The following is a 21,401-nucleotide window of genomic DNA, read 5'->3' on the forward strand; positions in this document are numbered from 1 at the left end:
TCAGTGATATAAATGAAATAATAAAAAATATAACCAGGTTGTCTAGAAAATGAAGGTTGAGTGTCCCCATTGTCACACTGACAATGTTATTGAATATGCAGAGCATATCTCGTGTGAGAAGTGTGAAAAAAGCTTCAAAGGCTTCAAATTTAGTAAACGGAAACTGGTATCTGCTAGTACTGCATTGGTCGTGGGCGTGGTTGGTGGTTATAAGGTGAATGGTGCTTTTGATGAAGAGCGTTACCCATTAGAAGTAGAGTATGCCATCGTTGATACCTGCATAAACTCAGCAAAAAATATGGTGTCGGTGAATTGGTATGAGAGTAAGCGAGAAACGTGTTTATGCGCTCTTTCACAAACGGAAAAGTCTGTGCCGTATTCCGATTACAAATCTGATCAAAACTTGTTTTTGAGTAACTTCAAGCTGAATGCAAGAAGTTGTTCATAATAGAAAAGTGAGGCAGCTAGACTGCCTCATTTATATCTAATGTGCTTAGCGTTTAGGTGTGTTGCCACGACCTTTGCCTGAAGGCTTGCCAGTTGTGCTTGGGTAGTTTGGATTACCTTTCGGCGCAGTCTTTGGTGCAGAACTTGGTTTTGCCATGATGATCACTCCTATTTACCTTGTTTTTGGTTGTGGTCAGCAGCGCGTTGAGCGCGGCCTGTAAAGGAGCCTTTTTCGACTTTTCCGCCATTATTCTTCGCTTCATGTGATTGAATACGAGCAGCGGCTTCAGTGGTCATTGGTGTTTTGTTTTTAGACATAGTATTTTCCTTTTCGTTTATGAATGATTGTCTCCGCTGAGACCATTGCATAGTAACTAGTAGGGTAGGGACAAATGGGGACAACCCAAAAACAAAAGCAAATTCGAACTATGTTGGATGCGTTAGGCTGGAGCCATAAGCAACTGGCCGATGTTCTTTACGAAGAACTTCAGTGTTCTGAATATGAAGACATAGAAGATGCTTCCCCTGACGAAATTCGTAAGTTCAGAGAAGCTCTTAAGAAGCATTTGCAAAGGGACTCTACTCCAGCGAGTCGGCTTGAGCAGTATGTAAAAGTCATTTCAGAGCACCCAGACTTTGTTGCATTGGGGTTGAATGTCGTGGTTCCAAAATACGTTAACCATAGCTGCTTGAGTGACGATTCACTTACAGAGTTAGCAGAGATATCCAGTTGGTTGGATGATAGGGAGCAGGTAGGTTAAAAAACGGCTAAATAGCCGTTTTGTTCTAATTTCTTGAGTTTGTTGGTTGGCCCAGTGAAGTCGAAATTTAGACAAACTGTTGTCACGATTGGATTTCAGCAGCTTGTATATCATCCGCTTTGCTACGTAGAGCTAGGTACAACACCCAAGTGATTAGCGCATCAGCAGTAATGCCCAAGCCGAACATTATGGCGATTCGTTCAAGCGTCGGTACAAAGATACCGATTTGATAAAGCACAAAAGCACAACCGTAAAACAAGGTGTTTACGATAAGTGATTGATACAGCATTAAATCCGTGCGTCCAATACCATAAAAGTAACTGTCGATGACGTTGTTTAAACTGAAAATGACATAGAATCCAACCATTAGCCAAACTAGACTGGTGATTGATTCTGGGTTCTCTATCCCCATGACATTGGCTATAAAGCTGTTCCAAAGCGGTGCGGTGAGTATCCAAACAGTAATAATTCCTAACGTTATCCAAAGGTAGCCATTGACTCGCTCAGATGTTAATCCATTGTTTGTCGCAGCATCTTGCTTAACCAGTTGTCCTAATGTCAAAACGGGAAGTAGTAGCCAGCCCCAAATAAATTGATTAGCAACCCAGAATGTTCCTGCGTGTTGTACTTGATTAATAAGCTGAAGAATCATGACAATAAAGGCGGTATTACGAACGAGCGATTCAAGCCCTGACTTCCATCCAATCTTTGCCCATTCTTTGAGCCATTGCGATTGATCTCCTTTAGAAAACTTGAAGCTCAGAGTGATCCCTGATTTCGATAAATAAATCAGGGCAAACAGTGCGAGAAGACTATTGACTACGATATTACTCAGAGCAATACCATTCACTCCTAACTGAAGGGAGTAAGGTAGTTGACTGACGAAGACGCTGTCACAAATGACCGTCATTAGCATTTGTACTATTAGGAGACCATACAGCGCCTTTCGTTCATTTCTTAGGACGATAACCAAAGACAAAAAAGCATAGAAGCTGGAGAACCAAATAGCGGCAGATTCCAATCGAATGTATTGGATCGTTTGGGTCAATAATTCAGCCTGTTGCTGCATAGCATCTACAAAGTTCGGGGCTAGCCACAATACCATTAAGGTCACCACAAAGTAGCAAATTAAGGTAACCAAAAGAGATAGACTGGCTCGTTCGCGAAAAGCTTCATTACTATGAATAACTCTGCCTAGAATAAATGCTAGAGGGATAAGTAATGCTTCGCTGAGGACTTCATATCCTACATTTAGCCATGCAACTTGTGCTGCAATGCTAAAAGTCCATGGGCTAGGGATGCTGCCCAAGAAATGGATTCGTGTAGTTGAGTAGATTAATGGTATTAAGCTTGTCAGAATCAGCACTAGCCACAGTTGGTAGTTGATTGTTTTTATTTGATGATTTTTCAATTTTTAAGCCTTGTTATCTTCACTAGGGATCTCGTGGAGAAAGCGACTCTCCACAGAGAAATAGCCATTACTTTTAATCAGTTGTTTCTTTCTAAGCCGTTCGAACAGTGTGATGAGGTACTGATAAAGTTCAGTATATTGCACTGTACTGATATGAGTTGCTGAGCCTTTAAATACTTGCCATGGGAAGTCAATCAATGTTGTAGCAGCGTGTTTGGGAAGGTAGTTGTGTTTAAACTCACTTAGCAATAAATGTTCTAGCTGAACACAATAGTGCTGGATGATAGAGCAGTGAAAGTGGTACTTGTAACTGTCGTTGTTAGCGATAAGGTTCGGTAAGGAGCAAAATAAAAAGTAAACCTGAGCGGCCAACTCTTTGGCTTGCTTTCGCTCGCTTGTATGTGTTTTGGTAACGGCGTCTAATTGTTCTGCAAGACCAAGTTCACCCTTTAAAATAGTGAAGTGAACGTTGTAGATTTGTGACTCACGATAATAAAGAGAAATGTCAGACAGCGATTGGCCTACAACGATTTCTATAAGCAAACGGTCTTGTGTTCTAAGAGTGATTTTCGACCCCAAAATATCGGTATGAGCCAATTGTTCACCGAACAATCTGAGGAGCCTTTTATGCCACTCCTGAACCGAAATCGATGACTGAATAAATAAATCGATATCAGAGCGCTTTGTTAACTGATTAGCCCCCAAGCTTCCGTAAAGTAGAGCTGTAGGTACGTTTGTATCTGTGCTTAATACTTTATTCAGCTTACTGACCCAAGTGTGTTGAGATAATGGGAAGGCCGCCCAGAAGGCATCAAAGTTATCAGAGAAGTCAAAACAGTAAGACTGCCAAATCTGTCTTTGCCAGTGAGCTTCTAGCTCTGTCGGTATGATTTTATCTTTCAAAAATCTAATAGTTTCATCAACAGCTTGCAGTTTTTTGTAGGATGATGTGTAAGGGATTTCTGCGTATTTCTCGCCACCTATTGCATTGATGCTCTGCTCAATTTCTCTAGTGCAACAGATTAATATGCCTGTTTTTCTATCTAATTGATTAGTAAGAAGGCTAGCCGTTTGACCGTATCCTGTAAATTCAACAATAGCGTTTTCCTGTTGTTTAACCGCAGCAAGGAAATGCTCACAAGCAAGTTGCTCACCTTGCTCGGTTCCATCGCCAAAGCGAATTCGATACTCATCTAAAGATAAATAAAGGAACTCAGGCAAACGTCCTTGTATTTGTTTACTTAACGTTGTTTTACCTGAATTTAGGTTACCAAAAATATAGATATGCATTGTGACTTGAGGTCGTTAACCAAGCTAAAGAAACTCTAGCTTGGTTTAAATGGTGATTAGGCTAATTGATAAATCTCAGCTTCCAACTCAGAAATTGCTTCTAAATACTGCTCTTTACCACCAAAGCACTTTTTGACGATTTCAGCAGGGCGTCCCATCTCGTCAAAAGGCTTAACTTTGAGTACATGAATATTTTCAATCTCTTGAACGCCTTCGTCTGCGTACTTGTCTAGTAAGTTGTTCAACACCTGCTGAGCCGTTTCACCGTACTTAGTGAAGTAGTTGCGCTTTTTGACGTTGTCAGCGCGTTCTTTTCTGGTGAGTGCTGGTTGGTCATACACGACATGACAAATCATGTCGAATGGGTCGAGATCTTTGCCAACTTCTAGCTCTAACGCTTCCCAGATGATGCCTTCCTCTGCCAGTTCATCAATGATTGCTCGTTTTTTATCGGCATCTTGCCAGCGCTTAACAAAGTCATCCATCGAGGTGAACTGTTTTGCCATCGTCTTGCGGGTATAGTCTTTGAACGATTCGGTTACGAGTTTACCGTCGGCATCGTAGTATTGAACACGTTCGGCAATGGCTTTCACCGTTACACCGTTGACATGGAACTTTCTAACTCGGTTTTCATCCTGCCAATCATCATCGGCATTGCTAGCACCTGAAGGAGATGAACTAGAGTCATATGAAGCTTCTGGTTCTTGGATGCTTTCAGGGTCGATATCTTCCCCTTCAAATGGATCATCTTGTTCAAGCTCATCCTCACCATCGATGATCTCATCGAGTCCTTCATCGGTATCGAAGTCTTCTGGTTTTGTCTCTTTAACTCGCTCAGGTACACCATCAAAGCGCTCATCAGCGAACAGTTCAGTTGCCTTTTTGAAGTCGAGAATGGTAAACCATAGCTTTCCATAACGATCATCAATACGAGTACCACGACCGATGATCTGCTTAAACTTAGTCATCGACTGAATGCCCTGGTCAAGAACAACCAGTTTGCAAGTTTTTGCATCGACACCTGTTGTCATAAGTTCTGAAGTGGTCGCGATAACAGGGTAAGCCTTTTTGGGGTTGATGAAGTTATCAAGCTGAGCTTTGCCGATTTCATCATCACCTGTAATTTTCATTACGTATTTTTCATTCTTAGCAACTTGCTCAGGGTTGCAGTTGATTAGTGCTCGGCGCATACGCTCTGCGTGGTCAATGTCATTACAGAATACAATGGTCTTCGCCATAGGATCGGTGCGCTTGAGGTAGCTGGTGATGGTCTGTGCAACAAGCTCTGTTCGCTCATCAATTACCATGGTTCTGTCGAAGTCTTTCTGGTTGTAGATCCTGTCTTCGATGACTTCACCATGCTTATCGACTTGCCCTTTGGTTGGTCGCCAACCTTGCAAATCAACATCAATATCTACACGCACAACTTTGTATGGTGCTAAGAAACCGTCTTCAATACCTTGCTTTAGAGAGTAGGTATAAATGGCGTCGCCAAAGTACTCGGTGTTAGACACGATGTCGGTTTCTTTTGGTGTCGCGGTTAGCCCTATTTGAGTCGCTGAACCGAAATATTCAAGAATCTCGCGCCATGCGCTGTCCTCAGCGGCACTGCCACGGTGACACTCGTCAACAACAATAAGGTCAAAGAAATCAGGATCGACCTGTTTGTATGCTTTTTGGTGCTCTTCTGGGCCTGTCAGAGCTTGATACAGCGCTAGATGGATCTCGTAAGCTGGATCGACTGTTCGCCCAGTGACTTTAGTCATTGCGGTGCCAAACGGTTGGAAGTCGTTGGTCTTAGTTTGATCGACTAGAATGTTTCTGTCCGCCAAAAACAGGATGCGTTTTTTGGCTCGGGACTTCCATAGTCGCCAAATAATCTGGAATGCAGTGTAAGTTTTGCCCGTACCCGTTGCCATAACCAACAGTACACGGTTTTGTCCTGCGGCCACCGCTTCCACGGTTTTGTTTATCGCTTGTAGCTGATAGTAGCGGGGAGACTTTCCGCTACCGTCATCGTGGTAATCTTGAGTAATGACTGGAAGGTGCTCGGTTTTATAACCTTTCCAAACGCAGTATTTGTCCCATAGTTGCTGAGGTGTTGGAAAATCTTCGAGTCGAATTTCAGTTTCGAGCTGAGCAGGGTTGGTTTTGTCGTGGAATATAAATCCGTCGCCATTTGAGGCAAAGACAAAAGGGACTTCAAGTAGGCTGGCGTAATCTAGTCCTTGTTGCATACCTTTGCCGATTTCATGCTTATTCGCTTTTGCTTCGACAACTGCTAGAGGCATGCTCGGTTTATGGTAAAGGACGATGTCCGCAGATTTTACCTTTTTCCTCGCTGCTGCCTGACCACGAACGATGACCTTACCGTCACGCAGTTTAACCTCTTGACGGATTTGAGACATATCATCCCATCCTGCATCTTTGATAGCAGGAAGAATGAATTTCGTGATGATGTCGGTTTCAGATAGCTTTGATTTATTGATTGTCGATTCCATGCGATTAGCCAGCTCAGTACAAATGCATTTCATGACTATACCAAAGGATGCATAAAAGCAGAAAAGATACTGACTTATCAGTGAAGTGGATGGTGTTTTCTAAAGTTGGCAAAGGAAATACACAGGTAGAAATCTACACTGCGAGAGCAGTGTAGTTGTTCGTGAAAAAGCTTAAGGGCTTAAGCTTCTCCTAATCCAGTAAGTCAGATCGATCTTTGGGTAAAAGATCAGTCACTTCACAATCGAGGACTCGAGCTAGCTGATAAAGCTTTTCAACTGTGATTCGAACGCCATCTCTTTCTACCTTACCTAAGTAGCCACGACTAAAGCCCGCCTTGATACTCGCATCGGAGCTTGATAGTCCGATTTTTGTTCGTTTATCAATGATATTTTGAGCTATTTCTTTCGCTAAATTATTCATACCGTTACATGACGAAGTTTCTTTTCAGTTTACATCAGTGATTGAATTGACTCCATGATAATCACTTGACTTAAATACGAGCGAGTAATATATTACCCACTCGTAGATTGGATAATATATTACTCATTTGATAAGGAAGTATATGAGAGTAGGTACTAAAGAGTTGTACAAAATCGGTTTGGAAACTCTTCAGCATTATGAGCAAGAAGAGTACTTCAGTTTGTTTAGTTACCGAAAGCTATTGAGGCCTTTTCTCGAGACGCATTACTGCATTGATGAACATATTGAGCGTTTTAATAATCAGTCTTATCGAATTTTGAAAATACTAGAACAGGAAGGGAAGGTTGTGCGATTAAGTCCCCCTCGAATAAATAACGCTCAATTTGTTGCAGTCGGAGGCACAAAAGTCACACAAGAAAAGCATAGAGTAGGCCAAGGGTATTTAGAGTCAGAGCCTGTTAGCGAAGAGCGACAATACCAAGATCAGTTAAACACCAAAATCGTTGAAATTAATGTTCAAATAGTCGCACATAAAGAACTGTTGGGTCTGTTTCCAGTTCATGGTGAACATTTGAACAACGAAATAGAAAAGCTAGAGAGTGAAGCATTACTTACTGAATATAAACAAGAAATTTTGGAGAAGATTATTAGTCAAGATAAGCGCTAAGCTTACATACACATAAGGGTGGTTCTTGACTTGCGGTCCGTACTTTAGGAACTAGAACCAGGTTCGGAATTGGACTCTCTTTGTAGTCATTCCCATGCGTGGGAATGAGTCAGCGGTTCGATAGTGATTTGTGAGGTGCTATGGGATCTTGCTTTAATTTGTGGGGGAATTTTCTCTGCTTTCAATGACTAAGCTTTGTTCGGCTGCAAACGCTTCGAGAATTGAGTCGACGATTTCGACGTAGTTGGAATAGCGACAGAAAAACGAAACATGAGTCTTCTCGCTGTTAATGATAGCGCGAACATTGTTCATTCCAATATCCACATAAAGTTGACCTTTGCGATCGCACTGAACAGCATTCAGTGCATTAAACTTCGTCCTAGATAAAACATTCAATATTTCGCTTGTGTTCATCTGTGGAGGTGGGGCTAACTTCTTACGGCATTGAGGCATTGCTAATTTCAGTTATCTCGAATAGATAAGAAGATATCATACCTATTCCCAATCGTGGGAATAGGTTATCGTGATGCAAAGTGTATTATTTTTAGCTTGGATGCCGTTTGTTGGTAGTTTTAGAAAACTCGCCGCGCTCTTCTAAGCGACCTTCTAAGTTAGCTTTCTTGATAAGCGTTTCTTGCAAGAGGGCAGCAGTTCGCTCAAGTTCTTTTCTCATATTCTGATTTTCAGATTTAAGCTTCGCATTGTTGTCTTCTAAAATCGCGTTTTCACGCTGTAAGGCAAATGAAGAGTCTGAACTGGCTTGCAAAGTTGAGGCTCTGTTTTCAAGTACGCTCACTTCGGTTTTTAAGCGCTCATTGTCGATCTTTAGTTCACTCAGTTGTCCTGGTAGTTCTTTCAGCTCATCAAGTTTGTCTTGAAGCTCTTCGACTAGCTCACTAGATTGTAATGCTTGTAGGCGTTTCTGTTCAGAACAGTGTTCAGCTATCTTTACTCGACTTTCTACAATACTAGCAATGTCACTCTCTACAGCTTGCCACAAAGCCGCTATGTCGAGTTTTAGTGCAGTTTCTAGCGGGCTGGAAAACCACTGGGGAACTTCTCGATTATATCGATTCGTATTAGGTTGAGCAGAATCGAGAATTTGAAATGCTATTTGAGCTTTTACATATCTCCCTCCAACGGCTGCTTGCAACTGTGCTGGGTTCTCAAAACATTTTCCTTCTGCTTTTGCAGCTTCGTAAGCGTCAAACATCACGTCGAAGATAATGCCCTTATCGGGATCCTTGTTCGCGTTATGCATCTCTTGAATAAATTGCTGCTTAAGCTTGGTACGTAAGTCTGTAATGTAAGTGCGTTCGTTAGTTTGTATGTTCATTCACTTACACCCCTTAGTACGGTAGCTCTGTTGTTTGTTCTTCGAGCCATCTTTCAATAGTCTCTCGTTTCCAGCCCACAATTTTCGGGCTGATTGCACGAGCAGCAGGAAGGCGACCTTCTTTCCTCCATCTCCAGACTGTTACTTTGCTTATGTTCAAGTACGTAGCCAACTCACTAACTCTTATAAAATTACTATCTATCATTTTTATTGTTCTCATTTTTGTTTTTATGTTTCTGTTTGATGTAATCGTATGAAAACAAACGCAAGTGTTGTAGATTAAAGAAAAGACGTAATGGGGTTTACACTGATGGATAAGGTAGCTGCGGTAGTACTTGAAAAGAAACTGGAGGACAACCTTAAGAAACTTGAAGCACGATCTAGAAGTGAAAACAAAAAGCTAACTCAAAAGAAGAGTCCAAATGGTATATCTGTTATTGAAGCATTTGATGTTGATTTAGAGTTAGAAGTGTCTGAAGTGTTAATGTTAAATCTTCGTTTTCTAAAGACTTTTGCGGATCGAAAGCCGAATACCATTAAGGAGTTCGTTCGTTTTGCAGGAGGGTTGTCTGCATCAATTGATAAGCTTATTAGCTTCAGAACCCCAACATCGAATCTCTCACCAAAAGGATTACTTCAAGATCAAAACGATGAAGTTATCGAATACATTGATGTGATTGAGCAAATGCTCGTTAAAGCGAAGGGATTGACACCTCAAAGGCCATCATCTGACAATACTCAAACAAAACACACTACTTTGGCTTTACCTTTCTGTGCGCTTTGCTACAAACGAGTGAATCAGTCTCCATACTATTGTCGAGATCATCACTCTTCTAGGAGTGCTCTAGCATATAAGAAAGCCACAAGAAGATTGATTTCTGCCGTCTATCGCCATAGTGATAATGAAGATGCGCAAAGTAAGCTAGAAGACTATAAACAAGGTAAAGAACGCTTGGATGCAAGAACTCTTTATTCTTGGCTCAACTTATTCTCAGTAGAGCCGCGATTGGTGATGTCTGAGCTACTCAAACTGGATCGAGACAACGCAGGCTGGCAAAGCTATGCGAAAGCTATACTGGCATTTGCACGGGAGCATTACCCACATGCTTACGAGCAAATTAATGATATCGACAACATTACTTCTTGCTACGACGATTGGATTGTAAACGTTGCAAGGGTGCTAGGAGGGGACGTTGAGGCAAACTTGTGGAAAATTAAGGATGCTCTGATCTGGTTAAAGAGTGCGAATAACATTCAAAAATCGTTGACACTCCTAAACTGTATACGCAGATATGAAGCGTTTATGATAGTTAATAATTTCCCCGTTTTAAGCGGAGCGAAACAAGGCACCAATCCTAACATAGCGAAGCGTGAACAGTTGAAACAGCTATTAAAAGAAAGAGATGATGACCCATCTCTTACGATGAATGAGATTGCGAGAATATTAGGTGTGTCACGAACTGCTGTATACAAATTGAAGAATAAAATTATTTAGCACTAGAAGGTCAACTATAATAATTTGATTGTCAAATAGGTAAATAACTAAATGTATTCATGCTGGCAAGCAGCATGATTTTTCGTGGAATAGTGTCTCTATTAAATGCCTTGAGTTTTCTTATTTGAATAATAATTTTTTATATTGTCGTTTTTATTTATTAGTTATTAATCCTTGGACCTAAATAAGGCTACATTCCCTCAAAAAAATATGTTATAACTATTATGACTGTTATAACTATTATAACGGTTATAGCTTTAATATAAGGAGCAATACCGAAAAATTAAAAATAAATGAGCAAAGTTTGCTCTTGTTGATTTTTTTTCGTTGTCGCAGAGAGCAATTGCTGTGTCGCAAAAGACAGTTTTAGTGCTTCGTGTGACATTTTCTATTGCTTCGCACGTAAAGTGAACTTTCGTGCATTGGGGTTTGCACGCAAAGCGGTTTTTCGTGCATCGAAAAAATCCGCTTTGCTCTTCATCGGATTTTTAGGGATAACTAAAGTAGTTTATGTTTCCATAAAGCCTTTATCCATAAGGGTGACTAGTATTACTTTAGGGATGTAAATAGGTAAGTTCAGGACTGAAAATGTTCAGAACAGTGTTCAAACATAACTTGTTTTTTCATATTAAAAAACAAAAAACAAAAAACAAAAAACTAATGTAGTTATGAATTTACGAGAACAGTGTTCTTGATAATACCGATAACGATTTAATTTGGTATTGTTCTCACTAGAAGCCCTGTAGTGCCTATTTCCCCACCTGTTCAGAGTTACTAATCTATCTATTGGCGCAGAGTTAGCTAGGCTACAGAGCTTAGCTCTGTAGCTTTTCTATTAAGAATGACCAGTGCTCTACTTAGTCAGTTAATCCTAGCCTAGATAATCCTAGCCTAGATTCAAACTCATGTTTGGACATAAACGTGTCAGTGGCTTTGCTAATTTAGAAAAATACGGATTAGCTGAAGTTTGGCTAAACTAGATAGTAAAATGAAAGACCTACCCTATTCGAGTTAGATTAACTAACCTGTTCTTATGGAACTAACTGCCTGAGCTTACCACATCAATATTTGAATTTTTATAACTATATTTATAGTGGGTTACCAAAAAATCATATATCGGGAGGTTATTGAAATCTAGCTTGATATATAAATCAAAGCAGTAACTAATATGACTAGTTATTGAATGAATTTTTGAACCAATAATGATCCTTAACTAATATATTTGTTTACACCTAATTAATATTAGGTGCAAACATATTAAAACTAGAGGGTTTAAACATTGATAACCTCTAACTATATTTTTCGATTAACGTTTCCATGTCATTAAAATCTTCGACAATTAATCCTGAAACTAATTGACCATTCATGTCAATTTCAGGGTCAATTAAAACGGTAACCTCATCTTTTTTTAGGTTAATGATTAATTTGTCAAATTCTTCGTCACTTTCAATTATTGAAACTGTGAAAGGAGGTAAAGCAACCCCAGCTAGCTCCCAGTTTCTTATAAAAGAATCAACATTAATAGGGTTAGATAAAAATATCATTGCGTCATTTATCAGTATAGGAAGGCCATTTTCCTTATCAAGGAAAATCATTAGTGGTGCATAATAACGTTCAAAAACTGAATGTGATTTGTCTATCGCTCGAGTAAATAATACTGGCTCAGCATCTTTACATATAAGTATACTCTCATTGTCTTTTTTACATTGTAATGCGTGTGAGTAAGTAGTAAATATGCCACTATCTGAAGTGTAGCAATGTGGGTTATTTTCATCAGAGGCAGCTTTAAAGCGTTCATTAAACCACTGAGATTTATCTTTTGCGGAGCTAATCGTCTCTCTTTGAATACGGCCTCTATCTTGTACATATCTAGAGCTGCCGTCATCCAAGTTTATTTTTATACAGTACTTCCCTTTAGATAGGCTATTATAATCAGGTTTCCAGAATAGAGGTTTTAGACTTTTAGGTAACATAGCCAGACTGGAAAATAATCCCTGCCCTTTAACAGACAATAAATACCATTTATCATAGTTAAAATTGACTAAGTTCTTATTGCTTCTGAATAAATCAGAGTCTATTACACCTAAAATTCTATGCAAAGGAGATAAACATCCCCTATGGGCTAATCCTACATTATGAGGTAAACCTATCTCATCAATCTCAATTATCGGAGAGCTGTCATCAGAAATGTCATCACCACAAATTATACATTCGAAAGGAGCTGTGTTTTCATTTATTAACTTTAAGCATAACTCAGAATGGCTTTTAGCAACGTTCATCTCGTCAACACTTTCGTCTGAATTAATTTCCAAAATAGCTACTTTAGCGGTTTCAAATATACCTATATTTTCCTTTATATATCGCTCAACACCAGCAAAGGTTGAAGCCCGATAAATTACATTCCATTCATCTCCATTTTTCAATTCAACTTTGTTATTGGAAAAAGAAAGTCTATTTTCCCCATCGTCTTCAAAGCGAATAAATTCAACAATCATAAAGTCAAAATCTTCGGAAAAAGACTCAATTATTAGAACTTCCCTTCCTGAGGAGATACCCCCTTTTAGTGTAAAATCAAGGCTGTTGTTTTGCCCGTTTTCTTTTTTCTCTTGTTCAATAAATTTACCGATTCTGGCTTCAAGTCCTTTTAGGTTAATGGAAGAACGTTTTTTTGATAACGTTAGTCCAATATTTATTAAGTTCGACCAAAAAAGCTCAGGCAATACGGAAACTTTTCCTGATATTAAAGTAAGAATTGCTTTCTCTAGAGGCATTCCCTCTTCAATATCAATAACAGACACATGTGATAACTCTAGTATAGAATTTACAACTTCATCTGAGGCTGGTTTATTCGTAATGTCTTTATAGTTAGATGCAATGTTTTTCTTAACTATTCTAAGAACATCTTGCTCTGATTTGTTCAATGGGTTATTTAGAAAACCTTTGTCATTAGACCGTATACTTTCTAATATTTTTTTTAGTTCGACAGTGATTTTCGATGATGATTTCGATGTCGTTGCAAGTACAAATCTATCGTTACTGTTTGTATTAGTTAAATATTGTGAAACAAACTGCTTTATGACCTTATAAAACTCAGAGCTTTCAGACTCTGAACAAGTGATAGATCTCTTAGCTTGAATGAATATCGTAGATTGTTCTGTTTTGATGACAAGATCATCGATTTCGTTATTAGACTCAAATGTTAACTCAACAATCTTCGAGTTCTTATCCATACCTAGATCATCAATAAATACAACATCCATAAACATATGTGTCAAAAATAATGCAGATATTCGTTGTTGAAAGTCTATACCAGCATTTGTAGCCGCACCTCCAGCATTACTACTCATAGTAAAAAGTCTCCTATTTAAAGAACAATCTGCGATATCAATTGAATAGCTTACAAAAGTGACGCACTTATTCATGACCTAGTTAAAACAATAAGTTAGAGTAAATAATACATAAAAAACATGAAAAGCACTACCTATAGAATCCTTTAAGCATCATGGTTTAAAGTGACTAAAATCTCTTAATGGTTTCTGATTTTATTGATTAACAATCAATAGACTTGCATTTTGCTTTTTCATTAGTTTATGTATCGTAAAAATGCTGGTAAGGCTTAGTCTATCCATCGATACAAACTCGTATTGGGGCAAAGGTGATTTAGGCAACTAAGAAGGATCTCTTCTGAGTTGCGAACGATAGTGTGCTCTTGAGTTTTAGCATTACACCAGATATCGCAAACAATGTCGTTGGGCTATTTACGACTAGTCTATTTCACTAAGTCGTTTTACATAAAACTCTTGGATGATATGTGCTCTGGACAGAGTTCTGACTAACTTCTGCTCATATACTGTTTAGAGTATAGGCATTAAATATACTCTGTGAAGTATATTATTTCAATATACCCCATAGAGTATATTTGCATTATATACTCTATGGGGTATATAATGCACACTATCTCCATATCTAACTAAGGGTATCATAATGCTAGTCAACACACCGACAGCCCTCGGCAATGCGTTACGCGAAGCCCGAAAGGACAACGGCCTAAAGCAAACAGATCTTGGTCTGCGGCAAGCAACGGTATCAAATTTTGAAAGCAACCCTGAAAAATCCACGATCGAAACATTATTCAAGCTCCTGTCCATCAATGGGCTAGAAATGCATATTGTGCCTAAAGGCGAGTACATTACTGAAACTAAAAGGGCTGTTGACGAATGGTGAATCGACTTCATGCTTACATGAATGGCGTAAAGGTTGGGGTACTTGAAAAGCGAACAAACGGCGCACATGTTTTCACTTACGATTCGGACTGGATTTCAGCATCAAATAGTCGCCCTATCTCGCTTTCTATGCCTCTCAGGAAGGATGCGTATACTGGCAGTGAGGTTATTAACTTCTTTGATAACTTACTGCCAGATAATCAGCAGATACGAGATAGAATAGTGGCTCGCTATAAAGCAGATACTAAACAGCCATTCGACCTATTAGCTAAGGTTGGTCGAGATGCTGTAGGTGCTATCACGCTAGTTCCAGAGGGCTTTGATGTAGATGATCATCGAACCATAACCGCAAAGGCGTTATCCGAAAAGGAATTGGTTAGAATCCTAAAGGGATATATGGAGGACGCTCCTTTGGGGATGCTGAAAGAGGAAGATGATTTTAGGATCTCGATAGCGGGAGCGCAGGAAAAGACAGCCTTACTGTTCTACGATGGAAGATGGATGCTACCACAGGGAATGACTCCAACTACGCATATTATCAAGCTGCCAATAGGTGAAATTGTTTCTCAGAACAATGTTATTGATTTGTCTGCTAGTGTAGATAATGAGTTGATTTGTATGAGGCTAGCAAAGGCGTTCGGCATTCAAACGGCAAACTGTGACATTATTCGTGCTGGTGATGTTCGTGCCTTGTCTGTTGAGCGATTTGACCGAAAATTATCTTCTGATAACAGCTATTACTTGCGCTTGCCCCATGAGGATTTTTGCCAGGCAAAAGGGATTCCCTCAGCTAGAAAATATGAAATTGACGGTGGTATCGGCATAGAAGAATCTATTGATATTTTGCGATACTCATACGAAATCAACGATACCGTTACTTTTGCACGTTCTCAGATATTGTTTTGGCTACTAGCTGCCATTGACGGGCATGGAAAGAATTTCTCTGTAAGTATAGCCGCATCTGGTCGATATCAGCTTGCACCACTGTATGACATTATTTCGGCACATCCACTGGCAGGTGGGCGTGGTTTGAGTGAGCGTAAGATCAAGATGGCAATGAGCTTACGTGGTACTAGTGGTCGAAAATGGAAGTGGCACCAACTTCAACCGCGCCATTTCGAAGATACCTTTCACACTATGAACGTCCCGAACATAAGGCGAGAAAAGGTTCGCTTATTGCTCGATGAGTTTGAATCGATGGCAATGGAGGTGATTGATTCTGTCGGAAACTCGCTACCAACTGATATCAATGAAAGCGTAAGAGATAAGATATTTAACGGTGTCTTAAAGACCGTCAAGAAAATTCAATTGACAAAAAAATAAATCAGTATTTAAAGAAAAGCCTCACAGTCGTGCAAGTTATTGCACGACTGTTTTGATATTTTTGGGGATGGTCAAGCTACCGCTCGCTTTGTTAGTTGTCAGCCACGCCTGTAACTCGAAAGGGCAATGGCTTGGTTGTGATTGAGCTATCGAGTCTTTCTTGGCAGTTATCGTAGATAAAATTAGTTGTATTAGGAGGTAAGGCTCTTTTTCTTCCAAGGAAGCTCTCTCTCAAAAAATACTAGCTTATAATCTTCAAGGCGTGAATTGAGCGCCTTTTCCCATAGTTCAAGTCCCAATCGTTTTTCATCAATGTACTCATACATATCATAGTGCCTACCAGATACATCATTGATAGCATGCCCCTGTATACGATCACGGTACTCTTTGGGAATCTTGATTTCCCCTCCCAATGTTTTTACTGTTCTCCGAAAGTCCCTAGCGACAAAAGGCCTAATTTTTGTAACTTTTTTGTAAGTTAGCAGTGCTTGAGCAATAGTGTTGGTAGGCATATGTTCATTTGAATTTGTTTTCTTAAAGAAAACAAATGGGCTACCAATAGTAGCCGTTTGTTCTCTGATTTCTTCTAGTATTTGGATTGCAGAGTTAGTCAGAGGAAGCATGTGATTTTTCTTTGTTTTTTGGAAAGCTTCGCTGACAAGAACAGTTTTTTGATCAAAATTTATGTGCGACCATTTGATCGTTACCACTTCGTGAGGTCGTTGCCCTCCCAGGTAAAAACAAAGCCTTAGCACTTGTCTGGTTTGGTATGCAAGGTTTAAATCATCAAATCTATGTTCCATGTCATAAAGTAATTGGGTTACTTCATTCCAAGATAGGAAGTGTGAACCAATTTTTTCAGGTTGTTTTGGTATTTTCGATATCGGATTGTGGTCAAGAGCGAATTTGGTTTCTCTTTTTCTGAATTTAGGGTTATTTTCGTACCCTAAAGCGAAGTTGAATGCCGCATGCAGAATGGAGCGAATTTTATTACTCTTGTCCACAAATCCTTCTTCAATTGGGATTGCTAATATGTCCAAAAAATCTTCAGTTTCAAAATCTTTCGCCTTTCGATGTATGTCGAGATGAGGGAACACATTTTTCACTATGAGCTGATATTCGTCTTCGTGACTACGATTTCCATCATCTTGTTTGTTCTACTTATGGAACTCAATAAGTTGCTCAAAGGTGCCTAATTGATCTTTTTCACGTTCTGCTATTTTCTTCTCTTCATACTGCCTTTCTAGCTCATTTTTTGGATCTAATCCTTTAGAGAGCATTGTACTGTACTCGTTAGCTAGATCACGTGCTTTAGATAAAGTTAGAGCAGGGAACTTACCTAAAGTGATGAAAACTTCTTTCTTCTCTTTATGGTATTTGAACTTGAAGATTTTAGATCCTGCAGGAGTTACTTGAACAGTTAAGCGCCCAGTTCCTCTTTCGCCTGTACTATCTGGTTTATAGTAAGCAGTTTTTTTTGCAGGAAATGCTTCTATCTCTTTTACAGTTAACATATTAGTTACCTTGAATGAACTGCTATTAGCTAAACTTCGTAGTCGGCTATGTAGTCGGGTTACTGTTTAGTCTAGTGTAGCCAAATGTAACTATAAGTGATACTGTTATCTTGTTGATTGTCATTAAGTCGTTGATTTTAAATGGTAATATAACTTTGAGTAATTGTGTGTAATCCTGTGAGTACATCACTTCTAAGGATGTGGTCATTGGTTCGAATCCAATAGGGCGTGCCATTTATTCAAAAGCCCCGATAACTCTTTGAGTTATCGGGGCTTTGTCGTTTTTAGGTTTTTGGCTGTAATTGCCACTCTATCTACAACTTTTGAATGGCATTCTAGCCATTGCAATTTCTAGCAATCTGGATATCCACCAACAAAAAAGCGCTGGTTAACCAGCGCTTTGCATTTACTAAGGGAATTACATCTTTTTAAAGATGATGGAGGTGTTGATGCCGCCAAAGGCGAAGTTGTTACTCATCAAATATTTCACGTCCAGCTCTCGGCCTTGTCCGGCGATGTAGTCTAAATCGCCACATTGCTCGTCGAGGTTTTCTAGGTTGAGCGTTGGGTTGAACCAGCCTGTGTGCATCATTTCTAAACCTAGCCACGCTTCAATCGCGCCACAGGCGCCTAGTGTGTGGCCAAAGTAGCTCTTGAGTGAACTGATTGGCACTTTGCCCAGAGCATTCGCTGTTGCGTTGCTTTCCGCAATATCGCCGCGGTCGGTGGCTGTGCCGTGAGCAGATACATAATCGATCTTCTCAGCAGGAATGCCCGCGTTTTGCAAAGCCATTTCCATACAGATTTGCATGGTTTCCATCTGTGGTTGAGTGACGTGTGCGGCATCACAGTTGCTGGCAAAACCGATGATTTCTGCATAGATTTTCGCGCCACGAGCGACGGCGTGTTCGTACTCTTCCAGAACCAGCGTTCCCGCACCTTCACCAATCACCAAACCATCGCGATCGGAGTCATAAGGTCTTGGTGTACTTTTCGGGTCTTCATTCTTCAGACTGGTGGCAAAAAGGGTATCGAAGACAGCGGATTCCGTTGGGCACAGTTCTTCAGCGCCACCAGCAACCATTACCGTTTGGTAGCCATGTTTGATCGCTTCGTAGGCGTAGCCGATTGCTTGGCTGCCCGAGGTACATGCACTGCTGGTTGGGATCACTCGGCCTTTCAAACCGAAAAATAGACCAACGTTCACTGCCGTCGTATGCGGCATCATCTGCACGTAAGTCGTTGCGGTGATCGCTTTCGTGGTTTTCTCATTCAGCATGACACCAAATGCACCGATTGCGTCAGTACTGCCTGTTGATGAGCCGTATGCGATACCCGTTTGACCATTGGTGAGTACGTCGTTACCAATCAAACCTGCTTGGCTCAGTGCGTTTTCTGTTGCGACGGTCGCCAATTTGGAAACACGCCCCATGCCGCGTACTTGCTTGCGCTTGTAGTGCTTTGGCAGTTCAAAATCTAAAATTGGTGCCGCGAGCTTGGTGTTCAAACCATCATACTGTTCGTAAGAAGGCATGTATTGCGTCGCGTTCTGGCAGTCACGCAGTTTTGGTTCGACAGATTGCCAATCGTTACCAAACGCAGTCACGCCTGACATTCCGGTTACAACAACTCGACGGCTCATACTAGGCCTCCGTTTACCGAAATGACTTGGCGAGTTACATAGCCTGCGATGTCAGACATAAGGTAACTGACTAAACCAGCAACTTCTTCTGGCTCTCCCATGCGGCGCAAAGGAATTTGCGGCATCGCATGTTCTTTCACGTGTTCGTCTACCATGCCTGTGTCGATAAGCCCTGGTGCAACGCAGTTGACGGTGATTTTGCGTTTTGCCAGTTCAAGTGCGAGTGATTTTGTCGCACCAATTACGCCCGCTTTTGCTGCGCTGTAGTTGGTTTGGCCACGGTTACCCATCAGGCCAGAGACTGATGCAAGGGTAACAATTCGGCCTCCTTTGCGCTTTTGCACCATTGGCATAACACAAGGGTGAAGAACGTTGTAGAAGCTATCTAAGTTGGTATGAATCACACCATCCCATTCTTCTTCGGTCATCGCAGGGAAAGCGGTATCTTTTGTGATGCCAGCGTTGTTTACTACGCCATAGTAAGCGCCGTGTTCGGCGATATCGGCTTCGAGCTTCTCACGACAATCTGCACGGTCACTGATGTCGAATTGGATAAGACGACCGCTACCACCATGCTGTTCGATGGTGTTTAGGGTGTCTTGCGCGCCTTGTTGATCGCCCATGTAATGGACAATGACTTGGAAACCATCTTTGGCTAATTGAACGGCAATGGCTTTACCGATGCCTTTGCTGGCACCTGTAACGAGGACTTGTCGGGTCATTGTTGACTCCTGATTTTCATTTCTTGTAATTTTTCTTCTGATGGAACGTAAACGTTCAATTGGCAAGTCGCTACAACAGTTCCTTGTAGCTCAATACGGGCTGAAAAAACCGCCATACCGTTATCTTCCATAACTTTTTCAGCATACACATCGAGCACCTGTCCGCGAGAAAACGTATCGCATTCAGACGTGTATCGACGGCTACCAAGCAAAAAGCCAATCGGTGGCGCTTGTTCCTTCATTAATGCGTGGTAACCAGACCACGCCGCGACAGATTGCGCCATAAACTCAATGCCAACGTAAGCTGGCACGGTTTGAGAGGTCGAGTCGAAGAACGGGTTGTGTTCTGCGATATCAACCTGGCAGTGAATCGTATCTTGTTGAACATCCAAAGCACGATCAACCAAGATCATTGGTTTGTCGTGTGGCAAAAGTTGTTCGATGGGAGGAAGTTTAGTCATGAGCGTAACCAAAAATAAGACTAATATTATTGCCACCAAAAGCAAAAGAGTTGCTGAGAATCGCTTTGTTACCCAGTTTGGTTGGCGTCTCAACTAACGATATATGGATATCGTCTGCTTTGGTTTCGCAGTGTTGTATTGGCAAATCAAGGTTGTACTTGAGAATATGCCAAGCGATCGCGGCTTCCGTTGCACTTGCTGCACCTAATGTGTGTCCGGTAAGTGGCTTTGTCGAGCTTACGGGAACGGAGTCTCCAAAGCAGCGATGAATAGCTTTGCTTTCCATCGCATCGTTTAACGGCGTTGCTGTGCCATGCGCGTTGATGTAACCAATGTCTTGCGCTGTAAGTCCTGCATTGGCCAACGCTTTTTTCATCGCTTCTTCTGCGCCTACCCCTTCTGGATGTGGTGCGGAAATATGGTGTGCGTCTGAGCTGTCGCCAGCTCCGAGAAGAGCAACGGGCGCAGGTGTTTTGCTTAGCAACATTAATGCTGCGGCTTCGCCGATATTGATGCCGTTGCGATGTTGATCAAACGGCTTACAAAGGCTATCGGATAGAGCTTCTAAACCGTTAAAGCCGTTTAGTGTGAGGCGACAAATGGTATCCACACCACCCACAATAACCGCATCAACAATGCCAGAGCGAATCAGGCGTTGCGCGGTTAAAAAGACACGGCCACTAGAAGAACAGGCGGTTGAAACTGAGTAATGTGGGCCGCTCAAATCAAAGTAGGCGGCAATAAAATCGCTGCAGTTGCCAAGCTCTTGTTTGGTGTAATGGTAGTCGGCAGGAAAATGACCCTTTGCCAGCTTTTCACCAAATGCGATTTCGCCATCTGAAATGCCAGATGTGCTGGTGCCGATCACGACTGCGATACGGTCACGACCATATTTAGCCATGGCGTCACGCACGTCGCCTTCGATTTGCTGCAAAGCCGAAAGTGCGAGGCGGTTGTTTCTCGTATCAAACTGGCTGAGTGCGGTCGGTAATTGCGGTAACGTCTGTGCAATTCGACCGATTACTGTTTGGCGGCCTGAATTTAAAATATCTCGGTCAACCACCATGTTGGATGGCTTCGCTCCTGATAAACACTGGTGGATGAGCGCATCATCTTGTCCCATGGCAGAGTGAAAGCCACAGGCCTGAATATACAAAGGTTGAGAAGAGCGAATAGGCATATTGTTA

At 41.1% G+C, this 21,401-nt stretch carries 20 protein-coding genes; 6 read left to right on the plus strand and 14 right to left on the minus strand.

What is annotated here, in order from left to right:
* Nucleotides 1-49 precede the first annotated feature (49 nt).
* Nucleotides 50-448: a hypothetical protein gene (locus R7O12_RS10140; RefSeq protein WP_262656644.1), complete on the plus strand. Its 399-nt coding sequence runs from the start codon at nt 50-52 to the stop codon at nt 446-448.
* Nucleotides 449-615: 167 nt separating this feature from the next.
* Here R7O12_RS10140 and R7O12_RS10145 read toward each other — a convergent pair whose 3' ends face one another.
* On the minus strand, nt 616-765 hold the full coding sequence (locus tag R7O12_RS10145; protein ID WP_098416150.1) for a hypothetical protein: 150 nt from the start codon (nt 763-765) through the stop codon (nt 616-618).
* 74 nt (nt 766-839) lie between these two features.
* On the opposite strand from R7O12_RS10145, the gene R7O12_RS10150 reads away from it, so the two are divergent.
* Complete coding sequence (locus tag R7O12_RS10150; RefSeq protein WP_262656643.1) at nt 840-1,208, plus strand: elongation factor Ts; 369 nt, start codon at nt 840-842, stop codon at nt 1,206-1,208.
* A gap of 82 nt (nt 1,209-1,290) precedes the next feature.
* On the opposite strand, the gene R7O12_RS10155 is transcribed toward R7O12_RS10150, so the two are convergent.
* The 4 genes from R7O12_RS10155 to R7O12_RS10170 all read right to left on the minus strand — a co-directional run bounded on the left by R7O12_RS10155 (nt 1,291) and on the right by R7O12_RS10170 (nt 6,831).
* Nucleotides 1,291-2,619, minus strand: coding sequence for an MATE family Na+-driven efflux transporter (locus R7O12_RS10155; protein ID WP_262656642.1), 1,329 nt, complete (start codon nt 2,617-2,619; stop codon nt 1,291-1,293).
* Nucleotides 2,620-2,622: 3 nt separating this feature from the next.
* Entirely contained in the window at nt 2,623-3,909 is a 1,287-nt protein-coding gene (locus R7O12_RS10160; RefSeq protein ID WP_318125795.1) for a hypothetical protein, read from the minus strand.
* Between the two features lie 56 nt (nt 3,910-3,965).
* Nucleotides 3,966-6,410, minus strand: coding sequence for an EcoAI/FtnUII family type I restriction enzme subunit R (gene hsdR, locus R7O12_RS10165; RefSeq protein ID WP_262656640.1), 2,445 nt, complete (start codon nt 6,408-6,410; stop codon nt 3,966-3,968).
* Nucleotides 6,411-6,600: 190 nt separating this feature from the next.
* A complete protein-coding gene (locus R7O12_RS10170) occupies nt 6,601-6,831 on the minus strand; it encodes a helix-turn-helix domain-containing protein (RefSeq protein ID WP_069504150.1) in 231 nt (76 codons plus the stop codon).
* Between the two features lie 142 nt (nt 6,832-6,973).
* On the opposite strand from R7O12_RS10170, the gene R7O12_RS10175 reads away from it, so the two are divergent.
* Nucleotides 6,974-7,498 (plus strand): DNA repair protein, encoded by a 525-nt coding sequence (locus R7O12_RS10175; protein WP_069504147.1) that lies wholly within the window; start codon nt 6,974-6,976, stop codon nt 7,496-7,498.
* Nucleotides 7,499-8,042: 544 nt separating this feature from the next.
* Here the strand turns inward: R7O12_RS10175 and R7O12_RS10180 are convergent.
* A complete protein-coding gene (locus R7O12_RS10180; protein ID WP_069504145.1) occupies nt 8,043-8,834 on the minus strand; it encodes a DNA repair protein in 792 nt (263 codons plus the stop codon).
* A 13-nt stretch (nt 8,835-8,847) separates the two neighbouring features.
* On the minus strand, nt 8,848-9,054 hold the full coding sequence (locus R7O12_RS10185) for a helix-turn-helix domain-containing protein (RefSeq protein WP_318125796.1): 207 nt from the start codon (nt 9,052-9,054) through the stop codon (nt 8,848-8,850).
* A 90-nt stretch (nt 9,055-9,144) separates the two neighbouring features.
* On the opposite strand from R7O12_RS10185, the gene R7O12_RS10190 reads away from it, so the two are divergent.
* Complete coding sequence (locus tag R7O12_RS10190) at nt 9,145-10,329, plus strand: hypothetical protein (RefSeq protein ID WP_140087459.1); 1,185 nt, start codon at nt 9,145-9,147, stop codon at nt 10,327-10,329.
* Nucleotides 10,330-11,618: 1,289 nt separating this feature from the next.
* Here R7O12_RS10190 and R7O12_RS10195 read toward each other — a convergent pair.
* The gene (locus R7O12_RS10195) at nt 11,619-13,676 is read right to left on the minus strand and encodes a hypothetical protein (RefSeq protein WP_262656639.1); all 2,058 of its coding nucleotides are present in this window, start codon (nt 13,674-13,676) and stop codon (nt 11,619-11,621) included.
* Nucleotides 13,677-14,313: 637 nt separating this feature from the next.
* Here R7O12_RS10195 and R7O12_RS10200 point away from each other — a divergent pair.
* Both R7O12_RS10200 and R7O12_RS10205 read left to right on the plus strand, forming a co-directional pair.
* Nucleotides 14,314-14,553, plus strand: a complete 240-nt coding sequence (locus R7O12_RS10200) for a helix-turn-helix domain-containing protein (protein WP_262656638.1) — start codon at nt 14,314-14,316, stop codon at nt 14,551-14,553.
* The gene (locus R7O12_RS10205) at nt 14,547-15,875 is read left to right on the plus strand and encodes a type II toxin-antitoxin system HipA family toxin (protein WP_262656637.1); all 1,329 of its coding nucleotides are present in this window, start codon (nt 14,547-14,549) and stop codon (nt 15,873-15,875) included. The genes R7O12_RS10200 and R7O12_RS10205 overlap by 7 nt, the downstream gene beginning before the upstream one ends.
* Nucleotides 15,876-16,066: 191 nt before the next feature.
* On the opposite strand, the gene R7O12_RS10210 is transcribed toward R7O12_RS10205, so the two are convergent.
* From R7O12_RS10210 to R7O12_RS10235, 6 genes are all read right to left on the minus strand, one after another.
* Nucleotides 16,067-16,981, minus strand: a complete 915-nt coding sequence (locus R7O12_RS10210) for a site-specific integrase (RefSeq protein WP_318125797.1) — start codon at nt 16,979-16,981, stop codon at nt 16,067-16,069.
* A 51-nt stretch (nt 16,982-17,032) separates the two neighbouring features.
* Nucleotides 17,033-17,389, minus strand: coding sequence for an Arm DNA-binding domain-containing protein (locus R7O12_RS10215; protein ID WP_318125798.1), 357 nt, complete (start codon nt 17,387-17,389; stop codon nt 17,033-17,035).
* 418 nt (nt 17,390-17,807) lie between these two features.
* Nucleotides 17,808-19,031 carry a beta-ketoacyl-ACP synthase gene (locus tag R7O12_RS10220; protein WP_025508283.1) on the minus strand — a complete coding sequence of 408 codons (1,224 nt, stop codon included), beginning with the start codon at nt 19,029-19,031 and terminating at the stop codon, nt 17,808-17,810.
* Nucleotides 19,028-19,753 (minus strand): 3-oxoacyl-ACP reductase FabG, encoded by a 726-nt coding sequence (gene fabG / locus R7O12_RS10225; RefSeq protein ID WP_005388326.1) that lies wholly within the window; start codon nt 19,751-19,753, stop codon nt 19,028-19,030. The genes R7O12_RS10220 and fabG overlap by 4 nt, the downstream gene beginning before the upstream one ends.
* Complete coding sequence (locus tag R7O12_RS10230) at nt 19,750-20,214, minus strand: hotdog family protein (protein ID WP_005388322.1); 465 nt, start codon at nt 20,212-20,214, stop codon at nt 19,750-19,752. Before R7O12_RS10230 ends, fabG begins: the two co-directional genes overlap by 4 nt.
* The gene (locus tag R7O12_RS10235) at nt 20,207-21,394 is read right to left on the minus strand and encodes a beta-ketoacyl-[acyl-carrier-protein] synthase family protein (RefSeq protein WP_318125799.1); all 1,188 of its coding nucleotides are present in this window, start codon (nt 21,392-21,394) and stop codon (nt 20,207-20,209) included. Before R7O12_RS10235 ends, R7O12_RS10230 begins: the two co-directional genes overlap by 8 nt.
* Between the last annotated feature and the right edge of the window lie 7 nt (nt 21,395-21,401).

This window comes from Vibrio sp. Vb1574, assembly GCF_033338675.1.

What these genes read in the sequence shown, in the direction of transcription:
- R7O12_RS10140 (WP_262656644.1), top strand. Translation starts at nt 50, where the DNA reads ATGAAGGTTGAGTGTCCCCATTGTCACACTGACAATGTTATTGAATAT.
- R7O12_RS10145 (WP_098416150.1), bottom strand. Translation starts at nt 765, where the DNA reads ATGTCTAAAAACAAAACACCAATGACCACTGAAGCCGCTGCTCGTATT.
- R7O12_RS10150 (WP_262656643.1), top strand. Translation starts at nt 840, where the DNA reads ATGGGGACAACCCAAAAACAAAAGCAAATTCGAACTATGTTGGATGCG.
- R7O12_RS10160 (WP_318125795.1), bottom strand. Translation starts at nt 3,909, where the DNA reads ATGCATATCTATATTTTTGGTAACCTAAATTCAGGTAAAACAACGTTA.
- hsdR (WP_262656640.1), bottom strand. Translation starts at nt 6,410, where the DNA reads ATGGAATCGACAATCAATAAATCAAAGCTATCTGAAACCGACATCATC.
- R7O12_RS10170 (WP_069504150.1), bottom strand. Translation starts at nt 6,831, where the DNA reads ATGAATAATTTAGCGAAAGAAATAGCTCAAAATATCATTGATAAACGA.
- R7O12_RS10175 (WP_069504147.1), top strand. Translation starts at nt 6,974, where the DNA reads ATGAGAGTAGGTACTAAAGAGTTGTACAAAATCGGTTTGGAAACTCTT.
- R7O12_RS10180 (WP_069504145.1), bottom strand. Translation starts at nt 8,834, where the DNA reads ATGAACATACAAACTAACGAACGCACTTACATTACAGACTTACGTACC.
- R7O12_RS10185 (WP_318125796.1), bottom strand. Translation starts at nt 9,054, where the DNA reads ATGAGAACAATAAAAATGATAGATAGTAATTTTATAAGAGTTAGTGAG.
- R7O12_RS10190 (WP_140087459.1), top strand. Translation starts at nt 9,145, where the DNA reads ATGGATAAGGTAGCTGCGGTAGTACTTGAAAAGAAACTGGAGGACAAC.
- R7O12_RS10195 (WP_262656639.1), bottom strand. Translation starts at nt 13,676, where the DNA reads ATGAGTAGTAATGCTGGAGGTGCGGCTACAAATGCTGGTATAGACTTT.
- R7O12_RS10200 (WP_262656638.1), top strand. Translation starts at nt 14,314, where the DNA reads ATGCTAGTCAACACACCGACAGCCCTCGGCAATGCGTTACGCGAAGCC.
- R7O12_RS10205 (WP_262656637.1), top strand. Translation starts at nt 14,547, where the DNA reads ATGGTGAATCGACTTCATGCTTACATGAATGGCGTAAAGGTTGGGGTA.
- R7O12_RS10215 (WP_318125798.1), bottom strand. Translation starts at nt 17,389, where the DNA reads ATGTTAACTGTAAAAGAGATAGAAGCATTTCCTGCAAAAAAAACTGCT.
- R7O12_RS10220 (WP_025508283.1), bottom strand. Translation starts at nt 19,031, where the DNA reads ATGAGCCGTCGAGTTGTTGTAACCGGAATGTCAGGCGTGACTGCGTTT.
- fabG (WP_005388326.1), bottom strand. Translation starts at nt 19,753, where the DNA reads ATGACCCGACAAGTCCTCGTTACAGGTGCCAGCAAAGGCATCGGTAAA.
- R7O12_RS10230 (WP_005388322.1), bottom strand. Translation starts at nt 20,214, where the DNA reads ATGACTAAACTTCCTCCCATCGAACAACTTTTGCCACACGACAAACCA.
- R7O12_RS10235 (WP_318125799.1), bottom strand. Translation starts at nt 21,394, where the DNA reads ATGCCTATTCGCTCTTCTCAACCTTTGTATATTCAGGCCTGTGGCTTT.